Annotated in this window: 17 protein-coding genes; 13 read left to right on the top strand and 4 right to left on the bottom strand. The window is 61.8% G+C overall.

Annotation, left to right across the window (positions count from 1 at the left end; genetic code table 11):
* The first annotated feature begins 2 nt into the window (after positions 1-2).
* Positions 3-1,100 (top strand): M55 family metallopeptidase, encoded by a 1,098-nt coding sequence (locus ACFPN2_RS27735; protein ID WP_380602705.1) that lies wholly within the window; start codon positions 3-5, stop codon positions 1,098-1,100.
* A gap of 18 nt (positions 1,101-1,118) precedes the next feature.
* On the top strand, positions 1,119-2,756 hold the full coding sequence (locus ACFPN2_RS27730) for a serine hydrolase (protein WP_380602703.1): 1,638 nt from the start codon (positions 1,119-1,121) through the stop codon (positions 2,754-2,756).
* Here the strand turns inward: ACFPN2_RS27730 and ACFPN2_RS27725 are convergent.
* Positions 2,753-3,694 (bottom strand): LysR family transcriptional regulator, encoded by a 942-nt coding sequence (locus ACFPN2_RS27725; protein ID WP_380602701.1) that lies wholly within the window; start codon positions 3,692-3,694, stop codon positions 2,753-2,755. The genes ACFPN2_RS27730 and ACFPN2_RS27725 overlap by 4 nt on opposite strands.
* A 116-nt stretch (positions 3,695-3,810) precedes the next feature.
* Here ACFPN2_RS27725 and ACFPN2_RS27720 point away from each other — a divergent pair, with 116 nt between their 5' ends.
* From ACFPN2_RS27720 to ACFPN2_RS27675, 10 genes are all read left to right on the top strand, one after another.
* Complete coding sequence (locus tag ACFPN2_RS27720) at positions 3,811-5,685, top strand: CocE/NonD family hydrolase (protein ID WP_380602699.1); 1,875 nt, start codon at positions 3,811-3,813, stop codon at positions 5,683-5,685.
* A 15-nt stretch (positions 5,686-5,700) separates the two neighbouring features.
* Positions 5,701-6,462 (top strand): SDR family oxidoreductase, encoded by a 762-nt coding sequence (locus ACFPN2_RS27715; RefSeq protein ID WP_380602697.1) that lies wholly within the window; start codon positions 5,701-5,703, stop codon positions 6,460-6,462.
* Positions 6,463-6,464: 2 nt separating this feature from the next.
* Entirely contained in the window at positions 6,465-7,859 is a 1,395-nt protein-coding gene (locus ACFPN2_RS27710; protein WP_380602695.1) for an APC family permease, read from the top strand.
* Positions 7,860-7,887: 28 nt separating this feature from the next.
* On the top strand, positions 7,888-8,784 hold the full coding sequence (locus ACFPN2_RS27705; protein ID WP_380602693.1) for a beta-keto acid cleavage family enzyme: 897 nt from the start codon (positions 7,888-7,890) through the stop codon (positions 8,782-8,784).
* Complete coding sequence (locus tag ACFPN2_RS27700; RefSeq protein ID WP_380602691.1) at positions 8,781-9,191, top strand: acyl-CoA thioesterase; 411 nt, start codon at positions 8,781-8,783, stop codon at positions 9,189-9,191. The genes ACFPN2_RS27705 and ACFPN2_RS27700 overlap by 4 nt, the downstream gene beginning before the upstream one ends.
* Positions 9,192-9,198: 7 nt before the next feature.
* The gene (locus ACFPN2_RS27695; protein WP_380602689.1) at positions 9,199-10,806 is read left to right on the top strand and encodes an alpha/beta fold hydrolase; all 1,608 of its coding nucleotides are present in this window, start codon (positions 9,199-9,201) and stop codon (positions 10,804-10,806) included.
* A gap of 44 nt (positions 10,807-10,850) precedes the next feature.
* Positions 10,851-12,341 (top strand): amidohydrolase family protein, encoded by a 1,491-nt coding sequence (locus ACFPN2_RS27690; RefSeq protein WP_380602687.1) that lies wholly within the window; start codon positions 10,851-10,853, stop codon positions 12,339-12,341.
* Between the two features lie 333 nt (positions 12,342-12,674).
* A complete protein-coding gene (locus ACFPN2_RS27685) occupies positions 12,675-12,863 on the top strand; it encodes a hypothetical protein (RefSeq protein WP_380602685.1) in 189 nt (62 codons plus the stop codon).
* Positions 12,864-12,933: 70 nt separating this feature from the next.
* Positions 12,934-13,332, top strand: coding sequence for a DoxX family protein (locus ACFPN2_RS27680; protein WP_380602683.1), 399 nt, complete (start codon positions 12,934-12,936; stop codon positions 13,330-13,332).
* A 33-nt stretch (positions 13,333-13,365) separates the two neighbouring features.
* A complete protein-coding gene (locus tag ACFPN2_RS27675; RefSeq protein WP_380602681.1) occupies positions 13,366-13,950 on the top strand; it encodes a YhgN family NAAT transporter in 585 nt (194 codons plus the stop codon).
* Here the strand turns inward: ACFPN2_RS27675 and ACFPN2_RS27670 are convergent.
* The 3 genes from ACFPN2_RS27670 to ACFPN2_RS27660 all read right to left on the bottom strand — a co-directional run bounded on the left by ACFPN2_RS27670 (position 13,898) and on the right by ACFPN2_RS27660 (position 18,731).
* Complete coding sequence (locus ACFPN2_RS27670) at positions 13,898-15,346, bottom strand: ELWxxDGT repeat protein (RefSeq protein WP_380602679.1); 1,449 nt, start codon at positions 15,344-15,346, stop codon at positions 13,898-13,900. The two genes, ACFPN2_RS27675 and ACFPN2_RS27670, sit on opposite strands and share 53 nt — an antisense overlap.
* 227 nt (positions 15,347-15,573) lie before the next feature.
* A complete protein-coding gene (locus ACFPN2_RS27665) occupies positions 15,574-16,605 on the bottom strand; it encodes a ThuA domain-containing protein (protein WP_380602677.1) in 1,032 nt (343 codons plus the stop codon).
* A gap of 20 nt (positions 16,606-16,625) precedes the next feature.
* The gene (locus tag ACFPN2_RS27660; protein WP_380602675.1) at positions 16,626-18,731 is read right to left on the bottom strand and encodes an outer membrane protein assembly factor BamB family protein; all 2,106 of its coding nucleotides are present in this window, start codon (positions 18,729-18,731) and stop codon (positions 16,626-16,628) included.
* A 262-nt stretch (positions 18,732-18,993) separates the two neighbouring features.
* Here ACFPN2_RS27660 and ACFPN2_RS27655 point away from each other — a divergent pair, with 262 nt between their 5' ends.
* A complete protein-coding gene (locus ACFPN2_RS27655; RefSeq protein ID WP_380602673.1) occupies positions 18,994-21,897 on the top strand; it encodes a TonB-dependent receptor domain-containing protein in 2,904 nt (967 codons plus the stop codon).
* Positions 21,898-21,905: the final 8 nt, after the last annotated feature.

Below are 21,905 nucleotides of genomic sequence, written 5' to 3'. Positions count from 1 at the left end.
TGATGCAACTGTTTTCAATCGTCAGGGGAACCTTCGGTACGCGAGCGCTGGCGGTGGCGCTGCTGGCATTCGTCGGAATTTTATCGATTGAGCAGGCTGGTGCAGCCGAGCGGTCGGGACCGCGCGTTCTGCTGATCCACGACATGGAAGGTCTGTCCGGTCAAAACGATCCCTATACATTCTTATATGGCCACCCGGCATATCCCCACGGGCAGGCACTGCTGATCGCGGACGTCAATGCGGTGATCGCAGGTCTGTTCGCTGGCGGTGCCTCTTCCGTGGTCGTCGCCGATGGTCATGGCAGTGGCAATCCTGGGCCCGACATTCTGGTGGATAAACTAGATAAGCGCGCCCGCTTGATCTCGCGCTCGGAGCCCTTTGACGCCTATCTCGATCTCGCGCAGAAGGACGAGTTCGATGCCGTCGCTGTGGTCGGCATGCATTGTAAGAGCGGCAGCGGTGGATTCGCGGCGCACACTTATACGATCGGCATGGAGTTGCTGGTGAACGGTCATTCCATCACCGAAACCGAGCTGGTGGGATTGTTGTACGGGCGTGCCGGCATTCCGGTGATTTTTGCGTCCGGCGACGATCGACTCGCGGCCGATCTGAAAACCATGCCCTGGCTGCAGTATGTGACCACCAAGAAAGCCAAGAGCGCTTCAGACGCTGAACTGTATCCCGTCGATCAGGTACACGAAGCCATGCGCAAACAGGCAAAGCTGGCGGTACAGAAACTGAGCTCGGCAGTGGTCATGCGGCCCGAAGGCCCGTTGCAGATCGCCGTGCGCGCGGTGGCGCCAGCGAACATGCGATGGCTGAAGGCCATGCCGGGTGTGAACTATGACAATGAGACCGTTTCTTTTACCGCCAGCGACATGGCCGATGGTTACCGTCGGATGAGGCCCATCGTTACCGCACTGTCGTTCTCCTTCGCCGATGCGGAACTGGCACCGTACAACGCGCAGCCGAATGTCGACGATCTGAAATTCAAGGGCATGGAAGAGCTGTATCGCCGCTGGTTCGCCGCTGAGTCCGGACACGCGGCGGCCTCGCCAGCGTCGTCCTCCCGGAAGTCGGAATATCACGGTTTCGAGTGAGCGGAGGCGATGGCTGCAATGAAGACATCGTGGCTCGCCGCAGCGGTGCTGATCACAAGTGTGTATGGCGCAACGGCCCGTGCGGAACCGTCGCTCGCGTCTCTCGATCCTTACATACAACGAGCGGTTCAGGAGTGGCGTGTCCCGGGCGTGGCGGTGGGGCTGATTCATGGCGGCAAGACAGTCTGGTCGAAAGGTTATGGCGCGCGGGAAGTCGGCAAGGCGCCGCGAGTCGACGCACACACGCTGTTCGAAATCGGTTCATTGAGCAAAGCGTTCACCGCGGCTGCCATCGCAATCCTCGTGGATGAGGGCAAGTTACGGTGGGACGATGCCGTGATCGATCACTTGCCGACGTTCCAGGTCGCCGATCCGTGGTTGACTCGGCAGATCACGATTCGCGATCTCGTGAGCGGACGGACTGGAGTGGAGGGCGGCGTGCCCGCGCTCGTGCCGATGGATACTCGCGGGGTAGTGCGACTGGCGGCGCATCTGCAATCGCAGTCGGGCTTCCGCGACTCGCTCCTTTACAGCAACGTGATGTATGACATTGCTGGTGAAGTCGTCGAAGCTGTCTCCGGGCTGAGCTGGGCCGAGTTCCTGCAGCGGAGGATTTTCGCGCCGCTGCGAATGGACGAAAGCAGTCCGAGCGCGGACACCGCGGGATTTTGGGATGCGGATGAACTCGCGCCGAGTATGTATGGGCAGGCTCGCGCCGGCGTGGTGAGCATCGAAGATGCGCCCAACGCCAACGTGGCCATGCCTCATTGGCAGACACCGGGAGGGCTCAAGGCGCTGCCCTGGCAGATTTCGCACGCGGGTGGCGCCGGCTCCGGTTCGGTGGTGTCCAGCCTCGATGACCTGTTGAAGTGGGTTCGATTCAATCTCGGCGATGGTCGAGCCGCCGATTCGCGTGTCCTGATGCAACGTCAAACACTCGATCAGTTGCACACGCCACAGATTTTCGTGCGCAAGCCGCCTTCGAGCTCATTCACTCTGGTGAAGGCCGCGATCGATGCGGTCAGTCCGAGCGATCGACAGGCGTCGTACGCGATGGGCTGGTTCGTGCAGGGCTATCGCGGTTATTCGCTGGTCAATCATGGCGGTGCGCTGCTGGGCGGCTCGTCGCTCATTGTCATGCTTCCCGAGCGGGACTTGGCCGTGGTGGTGATGGCCAATAGCTACGGCCGCGATGGTCAGGGGTTGATGAATTGGGCGATTGCGCTGCGCGCCCTGGATGCTCTGCTTGCTGTCGATCGGCATGATTGGAGCGCCGATCTGCTGCAGGGAGTGCAGCAACGAGACTCAGAAGCAAATGCCGCCGAGACGCGCGTTCAGCAATCGCGACTCAAGGGAACTCGTCCGTCGCTATCGCTGACCGGCTACGCAGGCGCTTACCAGAACGCGCAGTTCGGTCACATTCGCGTGGACGTCAAAGGCAGCGAGTTGGTGTTGCGCTTGCCGGGAGTCTTCGAATGGCGCTTGGAACATTGGCATAACGATACGTTTCGCTTGCACGTAGCGACCAGCGGCGTGGAGTTGATGCGCTTCTTTGTGACGTTCGATGTCGGTCCCGCGGCGAAGGTCCGTTCGTTCGATCCCGGCTGGCTGGTCTTCGGTGGGCCCTTTCTACCCAGCCCGGATGCATCGAGCTAGCGCCGTCGGCCGCCGCGCGGAAGTTTCTCTGGCTCGAGGCAGCTGAGCAGTCGGGTGAGATCTTTGCTCGCCCGATCGGAGCGATGAATGACCGCATGCCGATACATCGAGCCCTCGGCAGTGAGTGGAATCAGCCGCAGGCGGGGATTGTTGGGGCGCAAGGAATATTCGCTCGCGATGCCGATACCGATGCCTCGTTCCACGAGCACCTCCATTAGCGCGGTGCTCGTGGTGCGTGCGGCGACCAGCGGCTGGATTCCACCGCGCATCAGCAGCTGTTCGCACTGGCGAGCAAATGCGTTCTTCGGCGCATCCGGCGGCAGCACCAGCGGCAGGCCTTCGAGCATCGACAGCTGCGCCTGCTTGGAGCCGGCCAGAGGATGATGTTTGGGAACGACCAGGCCCAGACGCGAAGATTTGATGGGTTGAACGACCAGCTCCGCGCTGTCTGTGCTCAACGGCAGGTTCACCAGCGCTGCATCGACCAGCCCGTGCGCTACTTGCAGTTCGAGCGAGGGTGACAGCGTGACCGTCGTTTCCAGTCCGATGCCCAACTTTTGCGCCTGCTGGAGCAAACGGTCCAGATGCGGCCCATAGACGAAATCATCCGCCATGCCGAGTGCGAGCGTGCGCGTCTGGGCGCCATGAAATGCCTGGATGGTGCTGCAAACCCGATCCAGGCCGGCGAGCAGCATGCGCGCTTCGGCATAGAAAGCCTCGCCGGCTTCCGTGAGAGAAAACTTGTGTCCCTGCCGCTGCAACAGATCGACGCCGAGAGTGCTCTCCAGTCCCTGCAGCTGCTTGGTGATCGGCGGTTGCGAAATACAAAGTTTCTCCGCGGCGCGCCGGAAGCTGCGATGTTCGACCACTGTGACGAAGTAACGCAGCTGCCGGACACTGACATGGCGCGAGGCCGGGTCTTTACTGCTCGATTCCATTTTCATATCGACCGACCAAGAAAAAAGCATTGGCTGCGGGTGAAGAGACCACGAATCATGGCTCTCGACAAGAGCGGCAAACGAATGCCGACGAGTGGGGGATGGTGAGCGCACGCATGGCAGACGGTTTTCGACATTGGGCCGCGATGCTCCTGGCATCGGTGGTTGTCAGCGCCGCGTCGCCTGCGATTGCGTCCAATCAAGCGCCGGTCGTTACCGTGTCGGCGCCGTCGACTGGAGAAGTCGACCGACGGCGCAGTACGTTCGTCCCGATGCGCGACGGCGTCCGACTGTCCACGGATATCTATTCACCGCGCTCCGCCAGCGGTCCCTTGCCGACGATTCTGATTCGCACGCCATATAACAAAGACCGTGAGGAAGCGCGGGCCATTGCATTCGCGCGCTACGGGTTCACAGTGGTGGTGCAGGATCATCGCGGACGTTTCGAATCGGAAGGCCGATTCTTTCCTTATTCGCGCATCGACGGCCAGGACGGCTACGACACCGTCGATTGGATCGCGCATCAGCCCTGGTCCACCGGCAAGGTGGGAACGTTCGGTTGCTCGTATCTCGGCGAGACGCAGCACATGCTGGCCCGGGAGCGTCATCCCAATCATCGAGCGGCAATCGCGCAAGCGGGTTCCAGCTACGGCGGCGACGGTGTTCGCAACTTCGGATTCCAGCGCTATGGCGCGACGGAATTGTCTTCCGGCGCCTCGTGGATGTATCGCAACGGCAGCTCGGTGTTCTATGGCCCGCCCGCCGGTATCGATCGCGCGGAGTGGTTTTCCAAGCGGTTCGCACGCCGGTACTCGGTGGCGCCTTCCGTTCCGGCCGACGACTTGCGACTGGCGATGTTCGAGCGCTTGCCGGTCGTGGATCTACTCGATTCCATCGAAGCGCCGCCGAATGAATGGCGCCAGTGGGTGAGCAAGCCGCCGGCGGATGACTACTGGCAACAGCAGGGCACGGTCACGGAGGCGGATCGTTTCGATGTGCCGACGCTGCATATGAACGGTTGGTACGACCTCACACCCAACTCGACGCTGGCGCTGTTCCGACTGTTTCGCGACAACGCGGAGTCCAGGCGGGCCGCCGACAATCAGTTTCTCATCATGTATCCCGGCACTCATTGCGTGTTCGACTATCCCGACGCGGCGGTGGTCGGCGAGCGGCCGGTGGGCAATCCGACGCTCGATCCCATGCCGATCTACGTGGCGTGGTTCAACCATTGGTTGAGAGATGAGCGGAATGACATCACGCGACGTCTGCCTCACGTGCTGTCCTACGCGCTCGGCATCAATCAGTGGCGCAACTATCCCAGCTGGCCGCCAGTGCAGGCGAAGAGCGAAAAATGGTACCTGGCGAGCGATGGTGACGCGCGTTCACGTTTTGGCAGTGGACGCCTGAGCGTTACGGGCGGCAAGGGGGATGGCGCAGATAGTTACATCTACGATCCGACGACCCCGGTGCCCACGCTCGGCGGCAGCATTTGCTGTGCCGGTCCCGATGTGAAAAGCGGTGCAGTCGATCAGCGCGCGGTCGAGTCGCGCAGCGATGTTCTGGTTTTCAGCTCGGAAGCACTGAAATCGCCGCTGGAAGTCGCCGGCCCGGTGCGAGCTTTCATCCGTGTATCCGCCGACGTGCCTGATACGGATCTGGTCGTTCGACTCACCGATGTGTATCCCGAAGGCACGTCGTACAACATCACCGAAGGCATTCTGCGGCTTCGCTATCGCGACGGTCTCACTCAGGAAAAATTCCTGCGAGCCGGGGAGGCCTACGACGTGTCGGTGGATATGGAATCCACTCACAACGTGTTTCTACCAGGACATCGTATTCGAGTGCACGTGACCAGCAGCAGTTTCCCGCGCTGGGACCGGAATCTGAACACCGGTGGGCGCAACTTCGATGAGACGCGTGGGCGCATCGCCGGCGTCACCGTGCATCACGGATCTGGCACCTACCTGTTGTTACCTGTCATCAAATAGCGAGAGCTCGATCGTATGGTTCGCAATGTTGTGATTACCGGTGCCGGTTCGGGTCTCGGTCGAGTGATGCGTGAACGATTCCTGGCGCAGGGCGATCGCGTCCATATCTGCGATGTCGAGCTCGACTTGCCAGTGCGCGACACCGCAAGGACCGACAAGTTGCGCGGTAGCGTCTGTAACGTAGGCGATGTCGCCGCAGTCGAGGCGCTGTTCGACGAAGTTGCCGCGTGGATGCCGCACGTGGATGTGCTGATCAACAACGTCGGTATCGCAGGGGCGCGTGCGCCCGTCGAAGATGTTTCCGACGACGAGTGGCGACAGATCATCGAAGTCAATCTGTTCGGTGCGATCCGCTGCATGCGGCGCGTGCTGCCCGGCATGAAGCGCGCCGGCAGCGGCAGCATCATCAATGTGTCCACGTCGTCGGTTGCGACGAGGCCGGTGAACCGCTCGCCTTACAACGTGAGCAAGGGCGCGATTGAGACCTTGACGCTCAGCGTGGCCCGCGAAGCCGGTCCGTTCGGCGTGAGGTGCAATGTCCTCCGGCCGGGAATGATGGACAACCCGCGCATGCATCGTGTGTTACAGCGAGTCGCCAATGACTCCGGCAAGCCCGTGGATGAAGTGTTACGTAACGAGCTGCAGTTCGTGTCATTGCGGACTCTGGTGCCGATGCAGTCGGTTGCCGACATGGCGGTGTATTTGAGCTCGCCGGCGGCAGCGCATGTGACGGGTCAGGTGATCGCGGTGGACGCCGGCGCGGAATGGGAGAGCTGAACATGCAGCCCACGCTCCGCCGGACTATCGGCCGCTTTCAATACTTCGCGCTCGGGTTCGGAACCATCGTCGGTTCCGCCTGGGTGGTGGTGCTGGGTGAGTGGCTGCAGGAGGCGGGGCCGGGCGGCACGGTGATCGGTTTTCTCGCCGGCGGGATCTTCATGTGTCTGATTGCGGCCGTGTATGCGGAGCTGTGCGCTCGCATGCCGGAGGCCGGCGGCGAATTCGTGTTCGCCTATCGCTTGTTCGGCCCGAAGGTCGGCTTCTTCGTCGGCTGGTTTGTCACGTTGTATCTCATTGCGATCACGGCATTCGAGGCCATCGTCCTGCCCTGGCTGCTGCAGACCCTCTGGCCTGGGTTGCGACAAGCGGTGTTGTACGAGTTCCTCGGTGAGTCGGTGACGCTCGATGCCGCCTTGATCGGTCTCGCCGGTGTGATGCTGGTGACGTTTCTCAACTACCGCGATGTGCGCCTCGCGGTGATCTTTCAAAGCGCGATCACGTATGGATTTGTGATCGTAGCGCTGGTGGTGTTGGTAGCAGGCGCGACCTCGGGCAGCGCCGTGAATCTGCAGCCATTGTTCGAGGCCGGCAGCGGCCAGGCCTGGTGGCTCGGTTCGCTGTGGATCTTTGTGAACACCGCATTCTTTCTCAACGGCTTTCAAGCGATTCCGCAAGCCATCGAAGAGCGCAGCGAGGGAACCTCCACGACCACCGTCGCTCGAGTGATGATCGGTTGCGTGGCTGCGGGTGCATCGTTCTATTGCGTGGTGGTGATCTTTGCGTCGCTGTCCACGCCGTGGCAAGCACTGGCCGGTGCACCGTTGGCAAGTGCGGCGGCAGTTTCCGATGTAGTGCCGGGCGGATTGCTAACCACTGTGTTGTTGCTGGTGGCGGCGTTCTCGCTGCTGAAGACCTGGAACGCCATTGCATTCATGGCGGCGAGAATCCTCATGGCGCAGGCCAGGCAATCGCTGTTGCCTGCGCGGTTCGCACGTATCCATCCTCGATACGCAACGCCAGCGACCGCGGTTCTGTTCGTCGGACTGTGCACCCTCGTCGGATTGTTTCTTGGTCGAGGCGCGGTGTTGCCACTCGTCAACATGGCGTCCATCTGTCTGGCCTTCACCTTCGTTCTGGCCTGTGTCGCGCTCTGGAAATTGCGCCGCCTCGAGCCCCACAAGGTGCAGAAGTTCAGCGTGCCTGGCGGGCGCGTGACGTTAGTCATTGGCATCGCCGGCGCTTCGGCGATGTCCTGCATCGCGCTGATCGCGCCGCTGATCCAGAGGCGAGGAGTACCGGTGGAGTGGGTACTCATCGTTTGCTGGGCAGCGCTGGGCTGGCTGGCGATACCCCGCCGGCGAGCGACGGTCTCGAGCGCGGCGCCATCGAGATGAAACTGAATTGTTGAGAGGTATGAGAGCTATGAGTCGCAAAGTCATTCTTACTTGTGCCGTTACCGGCGAGAACCAGTACAACCGCGCCCATCCGAATTTCCCCATCACGCCGACGCAGATCGCGGACGCTGCTTTCGAGGCTCAGGAGGCGGGCGCGAGCGCCGTGCATCTGCACGTGCGCAATCCGGAGACAGGCGCCGGCAGCCGCGATCCGAAGTTATTTGCTGAGCTGACGCAGAATGTTCGCTCACGTGGGTTGCGTGTGGTCCTCAACCTAACCTGCGGCGGCGGTGCATTGTATCTGCCGTCGCCCGAGAACGACGCCATCGCAGCGCCCGGCACCGATGTCGGCGATGTGCAGAATCGCACACGTCACATTCGTGAGAACCGGCCCGAGGTGTGTTCGCTCGATGTCACGACTCAGAACCAGATGGATGGCGAGCTCGAGTACATCTATATGCACAGCCAGCGCACGCTGCGCGCGATGGCAAAGACGTTCCGTGACTTGGGCGTCAAGCCGGAGCTGGAGGTGTTCGCGCCGGGCGATGTGCTGTTCGCGAACCAAATGATCGAGGAAGGTTTGATCGCGCCGCCGCCGTTTTTCCAGATGGTGCTTGGAACCCGCTGGGGCTTGCCGGCGGATGTCGAGACGATTTTGTATCTCAAGCGCCTATTGCCGGCGGGTGCGATGTGGTCGGCGTTTGGTATCGCACGCATGCAGATGCCGATGGTTGCCCAATCGGTGCTGCTCGGCGGTCACGTGCGCGTCGGGCTGGAGGACAACCTGTATCTGAGTCGAGGAGTGTTCGCTACCAACGGCCAACTCGTAGCACGAGCGAAGCGCATCGTAGAAGACCTCGGTCACACGGTGGCCACGCCCGATGAAGCTCGCGAGATGTTGCAACTCGGGAAGCGATCACGATGAGCGTGGTGACCTATACCGGCATCGTGCACGGAGTCGACTGCGACGTCATGGGGCATCTGAACACAGCGCGCTCCGCGGCGCTCTTCGACTCAGCAACTTGGGCCATGTTGAGTCGCCTCGGCTACCGCTGGCGGCCGGATGCGGAGATCGGCTGGGTCGACCGGAAGAACACCATTGAATACGAGCGTGAAGTGCCGGTCGATACACCGATCCGCGTAGTCACGCGAGTAACGCGATTGGGTGAGAAGTCGATGACGCTGCTGCACGAGTTGCAAGTCGCGGAGCCCTGGGAACGGGCGACGACCTTCGAAGCGGTGCTGGTGCAGTTCGACAATCGGCGCCGCTGCGCCACGCGTATTCCCGACTCTCATCGCGCCGAGATTGCCAAATACCTGTCACCAGGGTGAATCGATCATGAAGTCATCGATCTTATTGTCCCGAGTTTGTTTGCTGTTGTGGCTGGGCTCGTTTCCCGCCCTGGCTGACAGCACGGCGCCAGCGGGCACGCCTGCCGGCACATATATAAGTGTGCCCGACACGCTGTCGGCGGAGGACTTGAGCGTGCCGGTCGAGCGGGGGCTGTTTTTCGTTCCGGAGAATCGGGCCGACGCGCACAGCCGCGTCATCGCTGTTCATTTCATACGATTCCCGGCGGCCAGGAAGTCGGCCGAGCGCAATCGTCCGCCGGTGTTTGTATTGCCCGGCGGTCCAGGCGCGGAGTTCAACTTGTCCTGGCGGCCGGCGCTGTATTTGTTTGAAAGGCTGCGGCGTACGCGAGACGTCGTATATGTCAGCCAGCGCGGCAATCCCAAGTCGCGGGGACTGGTTGCGAATCTTCGCGTCAACACACCCAGCGTTGGCTGGGATGTGCCGGATTCGCCGGCGCGTGAGCGCGAACGCCAACGGCAAGCGGTCAAGCAAGCGATCACGGAATGGACCGCTCGCGGCATGGACTTGCGGGGCTATGACATTCTCAACGTAGTGGATGACGTGCACGAGCTGAGAGCTGCGTTGGGCTACGACAAGATCGTGCTACGCGGCTGCAGCTTCGGTTCGCAATGGAGCCTCGCGTATCTCAAACGCTGGCCCGGCAATGTCGATCGTGTCCTCCTCAGCGGCGTAGAGCCGCTGGACTATGGCTATGACAGCCCGCAATGGCTGTGGAGTTCGTTCGCCCGGCTGGCGCAACGGGCCGAGTCCGATCCGGGGCTGCGATCGCATATGCCCGCGGGTGGCTTGCTGGCCGCGCTCAAAGCGTCGATCGATAAGTTGGAGCAACATCCGGTGCAGGTCACCATCGAAGATCCGGAGAAGGGCGAGCCGGTGCGTGTGGCCTTGGGAGCGATGGAGCTTCGGCAAGTGCTCGCCGATCAGAGCGTGTATGGCGAGACGCGCGACGAAGAGATTGGCTACTGGCCGCGCTTCATTCTGGAGATTCATTCGGGCGACTATCGCTATCTCGCAGCGAAAGTCTGGCAAGCCCGCAGTCGACGCGGCGACGGCGAGGCGTTGATCCTGCCGTTGATAGACAACAGTCTCGGCATCACCGCTGCCCGCGATGCCCGATTGCTCGCGGAGCCGGAAGCTCGCTGGACCGGTGACATCAACAGCTTCTATCACAACACGCGCGATCTGACTCCGACGCGCGTTGTCGGCGATGCGTTTCGGGCCGACGGGCCGATCCAGGTGCCGGTGCTCATGCTCCAGGGCGATCTGGATTGGTCGACCCCCATCGAGAATGCCCGACATCTGGCCGGACAGATTCCGCAGGGACATCTGATCGAGATCGAGGGCGCGACCCATTGTGACGAGGTGGACGTCGCCGAACGTCAACTGCCGCAGCTCATGGACCAGGTGTATTCATTCATCGATGCCGACTTCGCTGCGACATCGCCGCAGAAGTTGTTCTCGACGATGCCCCGCAAGGTGGCCTATCAGCCGATTCGGTTTCCGCCGTTCGAAGGCCCCGCGCTCTACGAGCGTTGGCTGGATGGCAAGAAGCGCGGAGGCTCAAAGCAATGATGGTTTGGAGCCGGCCGTCATGCGTACGGTCACGTGGCTGCTCGATGATCCGGGCGCTGGTGACCATTGCCTTCGGGTTGGCAGGCGCGGGACCTGCGAGCAGCGATGATCGCCCCGCGGATCTGGTCATCCGGGGCGGCCGAGTCATCGATCCGGAGTCAGGACTCGATGCGGTCCGGAACGTCGTCGTGCGAGACGGACGCATCGTCGATGTAACTGATCGGCCCGTCCGAGGCGCTCACATCATCGACGCATCGGGACTGGTGGTCGCGCCAGGATTCATCGATCTGCACGCCCATGGTCAGCAGTTGCCAGCGGCACGCATGCAAGCGTTCGACGGAGTCACGACCGCGATGGAATTGGAAAGCGGAGTGGCTGATGTCGGCGAATACTACGAGCGAGTTGCGAGAGAGGGGCGGCCCATCAACTATGGTGTGAGCGCGTCGTGGAGCGACGTGCGCGAGCGGATTCTCAAAGACAGCGCAGTGGCCGATGACGAGCAGCTGAGACGGATATTGAAGGGGCTGGAGCAGGGGCTGAGCGAAGGTGCGCTGGGCATCGGCATTACCGTCGGATATGCACCGGAGAGCGGCGCCAAGGAGTTCCACGCGATCAACGCGCTTGCCGCGGATCGTGGGGTCGTGACGTTCAGTCACATCCGCTATGGCAGCGTCATCGAACCGGGAAGTTCGTTTGCCGCTTTGGAGGAAGTCATCGCGGTGGCGGCGACCACGGGCGCGCAAATGCATATCTGTCACTTGAACAGCAGCACCTTGCGGGACGTCGATGCTGCCGTGAAGCTGATTCGTAGCGCGCAGGAGCGTGGGCTGCCGATCTCCGTCGAGGCGTATCCGTACTCAGCGGCATCGACGAACATCGGTGCGACTTTCTATCGAGGGCCGCAGTGGCGGGAGCGTCTCGGTGGAGCGCGCTACGAAGATTTCGAATTGAACGGCCAGCCGTTGGATGAGCGCAGTTTCCTGGAGCTGCAGACGCACCGGCCCGACACGCTGATCGTCTACAACTATCTGCGTCCGGAGCGCAATCCGCTGGACCAGGGCTATCTCGACCAGTCGGTCTTGTATCCGGGTGGCGCGATTGCATCCGACGGAGTTTGGTGGACCCGTGACGGCAAGCTGCTCGATGGCGATGTGTGGCCGATCCCGGCGGACGCGTATGCTCATCCGCGCAGTGCCGGGACGTTTACTCGGCTGTTGCGGGTGTATGTGCGCGAACGCCAGAAATTGACGCTGTCTCAGGCGATCGAGAAGGCTAGCCTGATTCCGGCTCTCATCCTCGAGCGCAGTGTTGCTGAGATGAAGAATAAAGGCCGGCTACGGGCGGGTGCCGATGCGGACATCATCGTTTTCGATGCGCAGACTGTGAGCGATCGCGCCACGTTTGAGCGACCGGCGCAAACCGCGGCCGGTATGCGCTATGTCATCGTGAACGGTAGCCCGGTCATCGCGAATGGCCAGCTGATCCGGTCGGCGCGGCCGGGAAGGGGGATCCGCCGCGGCTCCATCGATAAATAAGTGTAGATTCGGGTCGGGCGGCTTCACTTTTCGCCGCCTGCGACGTCTTCTTCCACACACTGGCGGATTTCCGGCGACGTGACGGCGGCACCAGATAGCGTTTTCGTCAATGGCGTGCAGGTGCTGAAGGACGGCGAACATACCGGGGCGCGCCCGGGCCGCTATGTGCGCGTTGGGGAGTAGAGCGCTTTCGCTGGCTTCCAGTGCAAGGCTGCGGGACTGCAATTTCTTCCCGGCGTGGCCGCCGCAGACTTCGTTCAGCGGGCGCCCTATTCAGACGGAGCGCGGACTGACCTAAGTTGATGCTCAATCAACCTGTGCCCGGATGCGCCCATGCAGAACCAGCTTCGTGCCCGCTCGCGAATCGATCGGCTGACTTTGATCGACGAAGACGATAAGTCCTCCAGCCCGTCGTACTTCGAGTGGCGTGAGCAGACGATTCGCATGCAGGCGTTCAAGCCGGTGGCCAAGGCGCAGCCCAAGGCCAATTCCCTCGTTCGCCTGTTCCGCCGCTTCGCATAATTTTCCTGGCCGCGATTGTCGGAAAGCGCCCACGGCGCCCGTCCTAGGGTCGAATCCAACGGGAGGGACCATGAAAGCGACACCGACAATCTGGACTGGCCGGGTACTCACCGGCCTTTTCGCACTCTTTATCCTGGGCGCATCGGTTGCGCCAAAATTATTGGGCATGCCCGTCGCCGAGCAGACTCTGCAACAGCTGGGCTGGCCAAGCGGCTACGCCTTCAGCATCGGCATTCTCGAACTGCTGTGCCTGGCGCTCTACCTCTATCCCCGCACCAACCTCTTCGGCGCCATCCTTGTCATGGGCCTGTTCGGCGGCGCCATGGCCACCCAGATCCGGGCGGGCAGCCCGCTCTTCAGCCACCAGCTTTTCAGCATCTACCTCGGTTTGTTGATGTGGGGTGGGCTGTGGCTGCGGGATCCGCAGGTAAGGGCGATGTTTCCCGTGCGGAGAGCCCGCGCCTCGTAGTCCTGATCCTGCCATTTGTGCGATTCTGTGCGGATGGACATTCTCTCCGCTGTCATCACGCTTTGGTTGATCATGGATCCGCTGGGCAACGTGCCCGTGTTCCTGGCGGTGCTCAAGCGGGTGCCGCCGGAGCGGCGGCGGAAAGTACTGGTGCGCGAGGTGTTGATCGCGTACGTGGTGCTGATCTTTTTCATGCTGGTCGGCGAACACGCGCTGGATCTGCTGCAGATCAAGCAGGAGACGATCAGCATTGCCGGCGGTATCGTGCTGTTCCTGATCGCCTTGCGCATGATTTTCCCCGCGCCCGGCGGGCATGAAGAGGCGGCCGACAGTGAGCCGCTGGTCGTGCCGCTGGCCATTCCGCTGATCGCCGGACCGTCGACGCTCGCGACCTTGCTGCTGCTTCGGGCAAGCTTTCAGAGCACGTTTCAACTGTGGCTGGCGACGACCATTGCCTGGGCCGCGACCGCGGTCATCCTGGTCGCCGCGCCGTTCTTTTATCGAGCGTTGGGCGAGCGGGGCTTGATTGCGATGGAGCGCCTGATGGGCATGGTGCTGGTGATGATCAGCGTCCAGATGTTCCTGAACGGGGTAGCGAGGTTTCTGCACTCGGCGTGATCGATTGTTCGCCGAGCAGTCGAGTGATGCCGCGGTCGAGTATCCATAGTCGCGCCTGGCCTCGATCGTCGTCGCCGACGAATGCGATCTTGTTGCCGAGTGCGACGAATTGATTGGGATAGGAACTGTCCTTGCCGGCGCGGACGTCCTTCACTAATGCAGGCTGAGTCCCGCCTTTGACTCGCCAGAGTTCCCACCCGTGGGCCGGTGTGCCGGCTGCAAAGTAGAGCGAGTCGCCGATGGCGGTAAGTTGGCCGGGCGAGGAGCTGTCTACGCCTGGATTGATATCCGCCGTCATGCGCGTGCCGCTTGCCGTGCCGTCGCTTTGCCAGAGCTCGACCCCGTGGTTCCCATCCATGGCGGCGAAGAAGAGGGTGCCGTTCAGCGTTGCAAGATGACTCGGGAGCGAGCTTTCGGCGCCGGGTCGAATGTCTTTCACGAGCTGCGTGCCTCGCTCTGTGCCGTCGGTCCGCCACAGCTCGAAGCCGTGCTTACCATCGTCCGCTTGAAAGTAGATGCTGTGGTTGAGTTGCTGCAGATAGCGAGGTCGCGAGGCGGTCGGGCCGGGGCGAATGTCTTTAATCATTCGCGTGTTCGCGTGAGCATCGGTTCGCCAAAGCTCGATGCCATGATCTTCATCGGCGGCGACCACCACGACAAAGTCGTCGAGGACCTGCAGCGATTGCACGTTCGTATCCAATGCGCCGGGATTGATGTCGGTCACTCGACGCGTTCCCGATGAGGTGCCGTCGGTGACCCAGACTTCCGTTCCTGAGGCGGGCTCGCTGGCAACGAAGAAGAGAAGGCTGCCGGCGGCGGTGAGATGTCGTGGCACGGAGCCGGTTGTGCCTGGGGAGATATCGGCGACGAGCGACGTTCCTTCGGGTGTGCCGTTGCTACGCCAGAGCTCGTGGCCGTGTTCGCCGTCGTCGGCGACGAAATAGAGATACTCGCCCGCGACAGTTAGTGCGGTAGGCGTTGAGGCGGCGTTGCCTCGCTGGAGATCCTTGGTGAGCGTTGTGCCGTCAGCGGTTCCGTCGCTTGCCCACAATTCCAGGCCGTGCACGCCATCGTCCGCCGCGAAGAACACGCGATTGCGAAATGAAGTGAGAGAGGCAGGGTAGGAGCCGCGGAAGCCGGCGCGAATGTCTTTGACGGGGCGCGTGCCGGCGTCGGTGCCGTCGGAGGTCCAGAGTTCGAAGCCGGTGTCGGGGTGAGAGGCGCCGAAGAACAGACGGTGGTTGAGAGTGGCGTCCCCACGGGGATTCGAATCCCCATTACCCACGTGCACGATCAATCCGGCCGGTGCGGTGAAAGAAGCGCGCGACGGCTCATCCGCCGCGCCGGGCAAGCTAAATCCGACACCGATGGCTATAGCCGCTAGCGCGCCGGGCAAGCTAGATCCGATACCGATGGCCATAGCCGCTAGCGCGCCGGGCAAGCTAGATCCGATACCGATGGCCATAGCCGCCAGCGCGCGGGGCAAGCTAAATCCGCCACCGATTGTTATCGCCGCCAGCAGGGCACGCGACGGCGTGCCCCACCGGTTGAATCGACGACGCCTGATGTTTGCTCGCATTGTCACGCGCCTGCCGGGCATCGGGCGTCCGAGGTGCATCGATATCAGCGCCCGCCCGTGCAGAACGGCGTCAGTCCCATCGCTGACTTGATGCCATTCACGACCATTTGTTTGAACTGCGGCTGCCCGGGGAATCCCGAGCCATCGGTGAAGGCCGCGCCATCGTGGCCGAGCGTTGTAACCCAGGAGCGACCGCCGTCGTAATACTGGCACCACGTCACGGGATGAAAGTCGCCATGGCCCGGATGCACCGTGCGCCGGGTGGCCAGCGTGCTCTCGTCCACCGTGGCGAGGAATTTCACGCGAGTCGGAAACGGCTCGAGGTTGTACCACTCATCCCGGAACGGCCAGGTCTTCGGCAAGCCAGCGGTCGATGAGTCGCCGCGCGAGACGATCTTCACCATGCCGTCTTGATTCGCGCCGTGGTCGTAGTAGTTCGCGTTGCCGAGCAGCCCCTCGTACCAGGGCCAGTTGTATTCCGTGCCGAACGCATTGTGGATGCCGACAAAGCCGCCGCCAGCGCGAATGTATTGTCGAAGGGCGGTCTTCGCCGCATCCAGGTGTGCGCTGGTCGAGGTGTTGACCGCGAGTGTCGGATCGATCGCGCGGCCGTGAGCCTGCAACGTATCGCGAGTGGTGCTGGCGAAGATCACGGCCTTGTAGCGATGCAGATTGGAAAGACGCGTCACATCCTCGGTCCAGTCGACCTCGATGCCTTCCTGTTCCAGCCAACTCTTCAACGCGTTCTGCATCACGTTGCCCGCGCCCAATGCAGGATTCAATCCGGCGGCGAGGCGAGGGCCGAGATTCGCATGGCGAGGACCGGCGGTCCGCGAGTAGATGAGCACGCGGTTACCTTCGCGCTCGCCCGCGGCCCAGTCGTGATAGCAACGAGGATCGACGCCCCGACAGACGTTGTACGCCGGATCGTAGCTGCTGTTCTTGTCACCGCGATCGTTGCGATCGTAATGATCGTCGTCGTCATAGCCGCGGTCGCCGGCAACCGCGCTCAACGAGAGCGTAAGTGTCGCGCAGGCAAGCAACGCTGCCCGCCCGAAAGCTGGTTCGTTCGTCATGATTCTATCCCCCCTGCTGGTTATGGAATCGGCTGGATCACTTCCACCTTGCCGGTCGGCCGCGGGCTGAAGCAGTCGTTGAAGAAATATTCCCCCGGCTGATCGAACCGATACGTCGCCGATTCGCCCGGCGCGAGGCGGAAGTTGAACAAGCCTTCGAAGAACTGCGTGGCGCAGTGTGTGTTGAGGTTCGTGGCCGGATTGGTGAACGTCACCGTCGTGCCGGGCGCGATGCGTAGATGAGTCGGCGCCATGCCATTGACTGCCGTCGACTCGGTCGCGCCAACAGTGTTGGTCGTAGCGTTATAAGTGCGAGCGAGAATGACGGTGTTCGCAACGATACTGCCTTCGACAGGACCACCGGACACCGGCCGACGAACGATAGGAGCCGGCGGAATAGGCGCTTCCGCAAGCTTGCCGCCAAGTTTGAACGCCCACAGATTGTCACCGCGCGGCGCTGAGTTGCCGTAGGGAATGCCGGTGCCGCCGGCATAGATGGCGATGTACTGCTCTCCGTCGATCTCATAGCTGATCGGGCTCGCGCTGATGGCGGCGCCGGTTTGGAATCGCCACAACTCTTCGCCATTGCGTGCATCGAGCGCGAGCAGATTGCCATCGGGTTGGCCGATGAACAGCAGATCCGACGCGGTCGTGAGAATGCCGTTGCCGTGCGCCAGCGAGTACGGCATCCGTTTCTTCCAACGGATCCGATTGGTACTCGGATCGACAGCGACGATGCCGCCTGTTTGATACTCGCCCGGCGGCCGCAACCCGTTGCTCGATTCAGTGAGAGAGTGAGCCGCGGCTACATAGCCGAAACCGGTGTACATCAAGCCCGTGCTATGACTGAACGAATGATGATTCCAGTCCGCGCCGCCACCGTGGCCCGGCACTGAAAGAATCGGAACATCCCAATGGGCCGGATAGATACAACCGCGCTCATAGTTCGGTACCGCGCGATTGGGATTGCCTGGAACGGCCGTGCCCAGCGGTTGATCGACGACGCAGGTTTCCGTCCAGGCCCCTTGTCGCGGGAACGGTTGCGTCGGCGATGTTTTCTGTCGCGGCTCTTGAGCTACTGGAATCTCATCGATGCCCAGCGGCGCGCTGCCGTCGCGACGATCGAGGATGTAATACATGCCCGACTTGCTGCCGTAGACGATGAGCTTGCGCTCGCGGCCACGGATCTTGGTATCGACGATCACCGGGGCCATGACGTTGTCCATGTCCCAGATGTCGTGATGAACGGATTGGAAGTGCCACTTGTAAGCGCCGGTCTCCATGTCGAGCGCGACGATGGAGTTGCCGAACAAGTTGTCGCCGCCGCGCGTGGAGCCGTTCTGCGAAGAGCCTGCGCGAATGTTGCCGAACGTGAAGTAGACGGTCTTCAGTTCGGGATCGATGGCGGGATGAATCCAGGGCGCGGCGCCGGCTTCTTGCCATGTGTCGCCTTCCCAAGTGTCATTACCGAACTCACCGGGGCCGGGAGAACCCCAGAAGTGCCAGAGCTTGTCGCCGTTCGTCGCGTCCAGCGCCAGGGCCGCGTTCCGGTCGCCGTCGTTGGTGCCGATGAACAGGCGACCGCCGTAATAAACAACCGCAACCTTCTCGACATTGCCCCAGCCTTCGTGCTGCCGCTCCCACACGACCTCGCCGGTGTCTTTGTTGAGCGCGACCACGTAGTTGTCGCCGGAGAGCGTGTAAACCAGCCCTTGGCCGACGGCGACGCCGCGACGCGTGAGGTTGCCGCGGGTCTGCAGATATTTCCATTTTGTTTGTCCGGTGCGCCCGTCGACGGCAATCACGTTACCGAGCGCCGATTCCAGATAGATCACACCGTCGACGACGACCGGCGTGCTCTGGTTGTTGCCGGTCGTCAGGCCGCCTTCGATCTTGTTCAGCCACACCGCGCCGAGCTTGCGCAGCTTGGCCCGATTGATTTGTTTCAAGCGACTGTAGTTCTGATTGCCCAGGTTGCCGCCGACCTTGGGGAAATCCTCGTCGCCAGCGGTGCAACAGTCGTTGAGATCGGCCGCGCGCGGCCGGTGGCGATGATCGTCGCCCGCAGGAGCGGCGAGGGGACAGAGCGATAAGACAACGAGAGACAAGCCGAGTCTGAGCTTCATGGGCATCTCCGTGACGCGTGTTGCATAGCTCGCGGGCGTGCGCATGCGCTTCGTGCAAATGTTCCATTCGCACGCCCCCCTGAAATCGTCGCTTGTTTGATCGACCGAACATAAACGAACCATTTCGTACATGTCAACGCGGCTTGACACAAACGTACTAGTTCGTACACTCAGGCAGATCCGCTCGCCCCTGAGCTGGCTCTGCTCAGGGCAATGGAAACGCGCGAGCGCCACAGAACATCGTCAAGACAGGGGGCAATCGATGCGTACTAGAACAAGGGCGGTCGCACAGGCCGCGTCTTTCCTGGCCGTCTTCAGCACCGGCGTCGCGCTCGGTCAGGCCGCCGAGCCGGCCAGTACCGCCGCGACTCAGGAAGTCGAGGAGCTGGTCGTCACCGGCTCGCGGATCTCACGGCCGGATTATTCCTCGAGCAGCCCGATTGTGACTTTCGGCGAGGATGCCATCACCCAGACCGGCACGGTCAACATCGAGAACGCGTTGAATCAGCTGCCGCAGTTCGTGCAAGGCCAGACCCAGAGCACGATCGGCGCGGTGGCGCTGGCCGGGCGCGCATCGTTGAATCTGCGAGGACTGGGCGAGCAGCGCAACCTGGTCTTGCTCGACGGTCGGCGACTGCCGCTGTCGAATGCCAATGCAGTCGTCGACGTTAACTTGATTCCGCAGTTCATCCTCGAAGGCGTGGAAACGATCACCGGCGGTGCGTCCGCCGTGTATGGCTCGGATGCGATGTCAGGTGTGGTCAACTTCAAGAGCAAACGTCGCGTAGACGGCGTGCAGATCGATCTTCGCTCGGGCATCAGCGATCGTGGCGACGCGAATACCACCGACGTCGGCATCACCGCCGGCTTTGAGATTAGCGAGGGCCGCGGCAACGTGTTGCTGTCCGCCGGCTACACCGATCGGGATGTGTTGTTCGGCAAGGATCGCGACTTCTATCAGCTCGGCGTGCTGTCGTCATTCATTGCCAACGGCACCTACGTGCCGTCGCCGACGAATCTGCCGACACAAGCCGCGCTCAATACCGTCTTTGCTCAGTACGGCGTCGCGCCTGGCACGGTGCTGAATTCTCGTAGCCTGGGCGTGAACGACAACGGCACGCTGTTCGGTCAGATTGGTGTGGTGAACTATCAAGGACCCACCACGGGTTACTTCAGTACCACCGGCAACAATGTGCGCCAGCCGGTCACGTATCAGGAGTACATCGTCAATCCGATGGAGCGTAAATCGTTCTTCGGCAAGTTCGACTACGACGTGACCGAGAACATCGAAGCGTACGGTCAGTTCCTGTACAACCGGACGACAGCGACCGGACAGGTGGGCTGGACGCCGACGTTGTATGTCGTGCCGACCGTGCCGGTGACGAATCCGTTCATTCCGAACGATCTGCGCACGATTCTGGCGTCGCGTCCCAATCCCACCGCGGACTTCACCATCAACCAGCGCTTCATGGGATTGGAAGCCCGCGCGTTCCCGTCCGATTTCACGGTCGGTCAATATATCTTCGGCGTGCGTGGCGATCTGCCGTTCAAGGATTGGCAGTGGGACATCTACGGTTCGTATGACTCGACCGATCTGGTCGAGACTCAGGACAAGGCCATTCTGAACTCCCGCATGCGCACGCTGTTGTATGCGGCGGATGGTGGCGCGTCGATCTGCGCGGGAGGCTTCAACCCGTTCGGCTACACGAATTCGACGACTATTTCACAGCAGTGTCGGGACTATCTCGAAGCCGAGACTCACGACTACACGCAGCTGACGCAGACCATCTTCGAAGCGAACCTCAAAGGCTCGCTGTTTGCCCTGCCGGCCGGCGACTTGAAGTTCGCCTTGACGCTGGACACTCGAGAGAACAAGTTCGAGTTCGACCCCGATCCGTCGCGGGAGAACCTGGACATCATCGGCACCCTGCAGACCTATCCCGCGCAGGGCTCGAGCGATGTGAAGGAAGCGGCGCTCGAGTTCCTCGTGCCGTTGCTCAAGGACAAAGCATTCGCGCGCCGGCTGGATTTGAACCTGGGCTTCCGTGTGTCCGATTACGATGTGTCGGGCAGAGTGGAAACATACAAGGCCGATGGCATGTGGGAGCCGTTCCAGGGCTTCTCGTTCCGAGGCGGCTTCGAGCACGCGATTCGAGCGCCGAACATTGGCGAGCTGTACAACCGACTCGGCGCGCAGGCGCAGATCGGTTCGCCGCCGGGGCAGGGCGATCCTTGCGACGTGCGTTCATCGGCGCGTACCGGTGCGAGTAGTGCGGCTGTTCGAGCGCTCTGTGTCGCGACGGGCGTTCCCTCGCAGATCGCGGACACCTACCAGTACACGACGGTGGCCATCGGCGTCATCAACAGCGGCAATAAGGAGCTGACGCCTGAAGAGGCGGAGACGATTACGTTTGGCGCGGTGTGGCGTCCGGCGTTCGATTCTCAGCTGTTCTCCGATGTGTCGATCTCGGTGGACTACTATGACATCGATATCAGCGACGTGATCGGGCCGGTGAGCGGCGGCACGGCGCTGAGCAAGTGCTACAACCTCGACGGCAGCAATCCCTCGTACGACGCAGCCAACGCGTACTGCCAGATCATTCAGCGCAATGCCACGACGGGTGGCGTGGACATCATCGCCACGCCGTACTTCAACCTCGGTGGCTTGCGGACCAGTGGCATCGACGCGCAGATCGATTGGCAGTTCCCGCTCGGGCCCGGCAGCCTGGATGTCAATCTGGTCGCGAACTTCACCAACTCGTATGAAGTGCAGTTGCTGCAAGGCTCGGCTTGGCAGGAATTCGCGGGCACCATCGACGGCACGCAGAACGGCGGCATTCCGTTGCCGGATTGGAAGACGCTGATGTCTCTGACGTACCGTCTCCCCAATTTCGAGGCCGGCGTGCGCTGGCGCCATCTGCCATCGATGGACGATGTGACGGCGGTAACGAGGCCGGCAAGCCCGGCGGCGGGTGTGCCGGCCTACGACTTGTTCGATCTGACGCTGGCGTATCGCTTGAACGACGGCATTCTTCTCCGCGGCGGCGTCAATAACCTCGCCGACGAGGAGCCGCCCATCGTCGGTGGCACGATCGGTCAGACGCAGCCAGGCACGTACGACATTCTGGGTCGCTACTACTACGCAGGTCTGCAGTTGAACTTTTGATGCTTGGT

The organism is Steroidobacter flavus (genome assembly GCF_042651805.1).
GTDB lineage: Bacteria > Pseudomonadota > Gammaproteobacteria > Steroidobacterales > Steroidobacteraceae > Steroidobacter > Steroidobacter flavus.
This window is presented reverse-complemented; position numbering and strand designations above follow the sequence as displayed.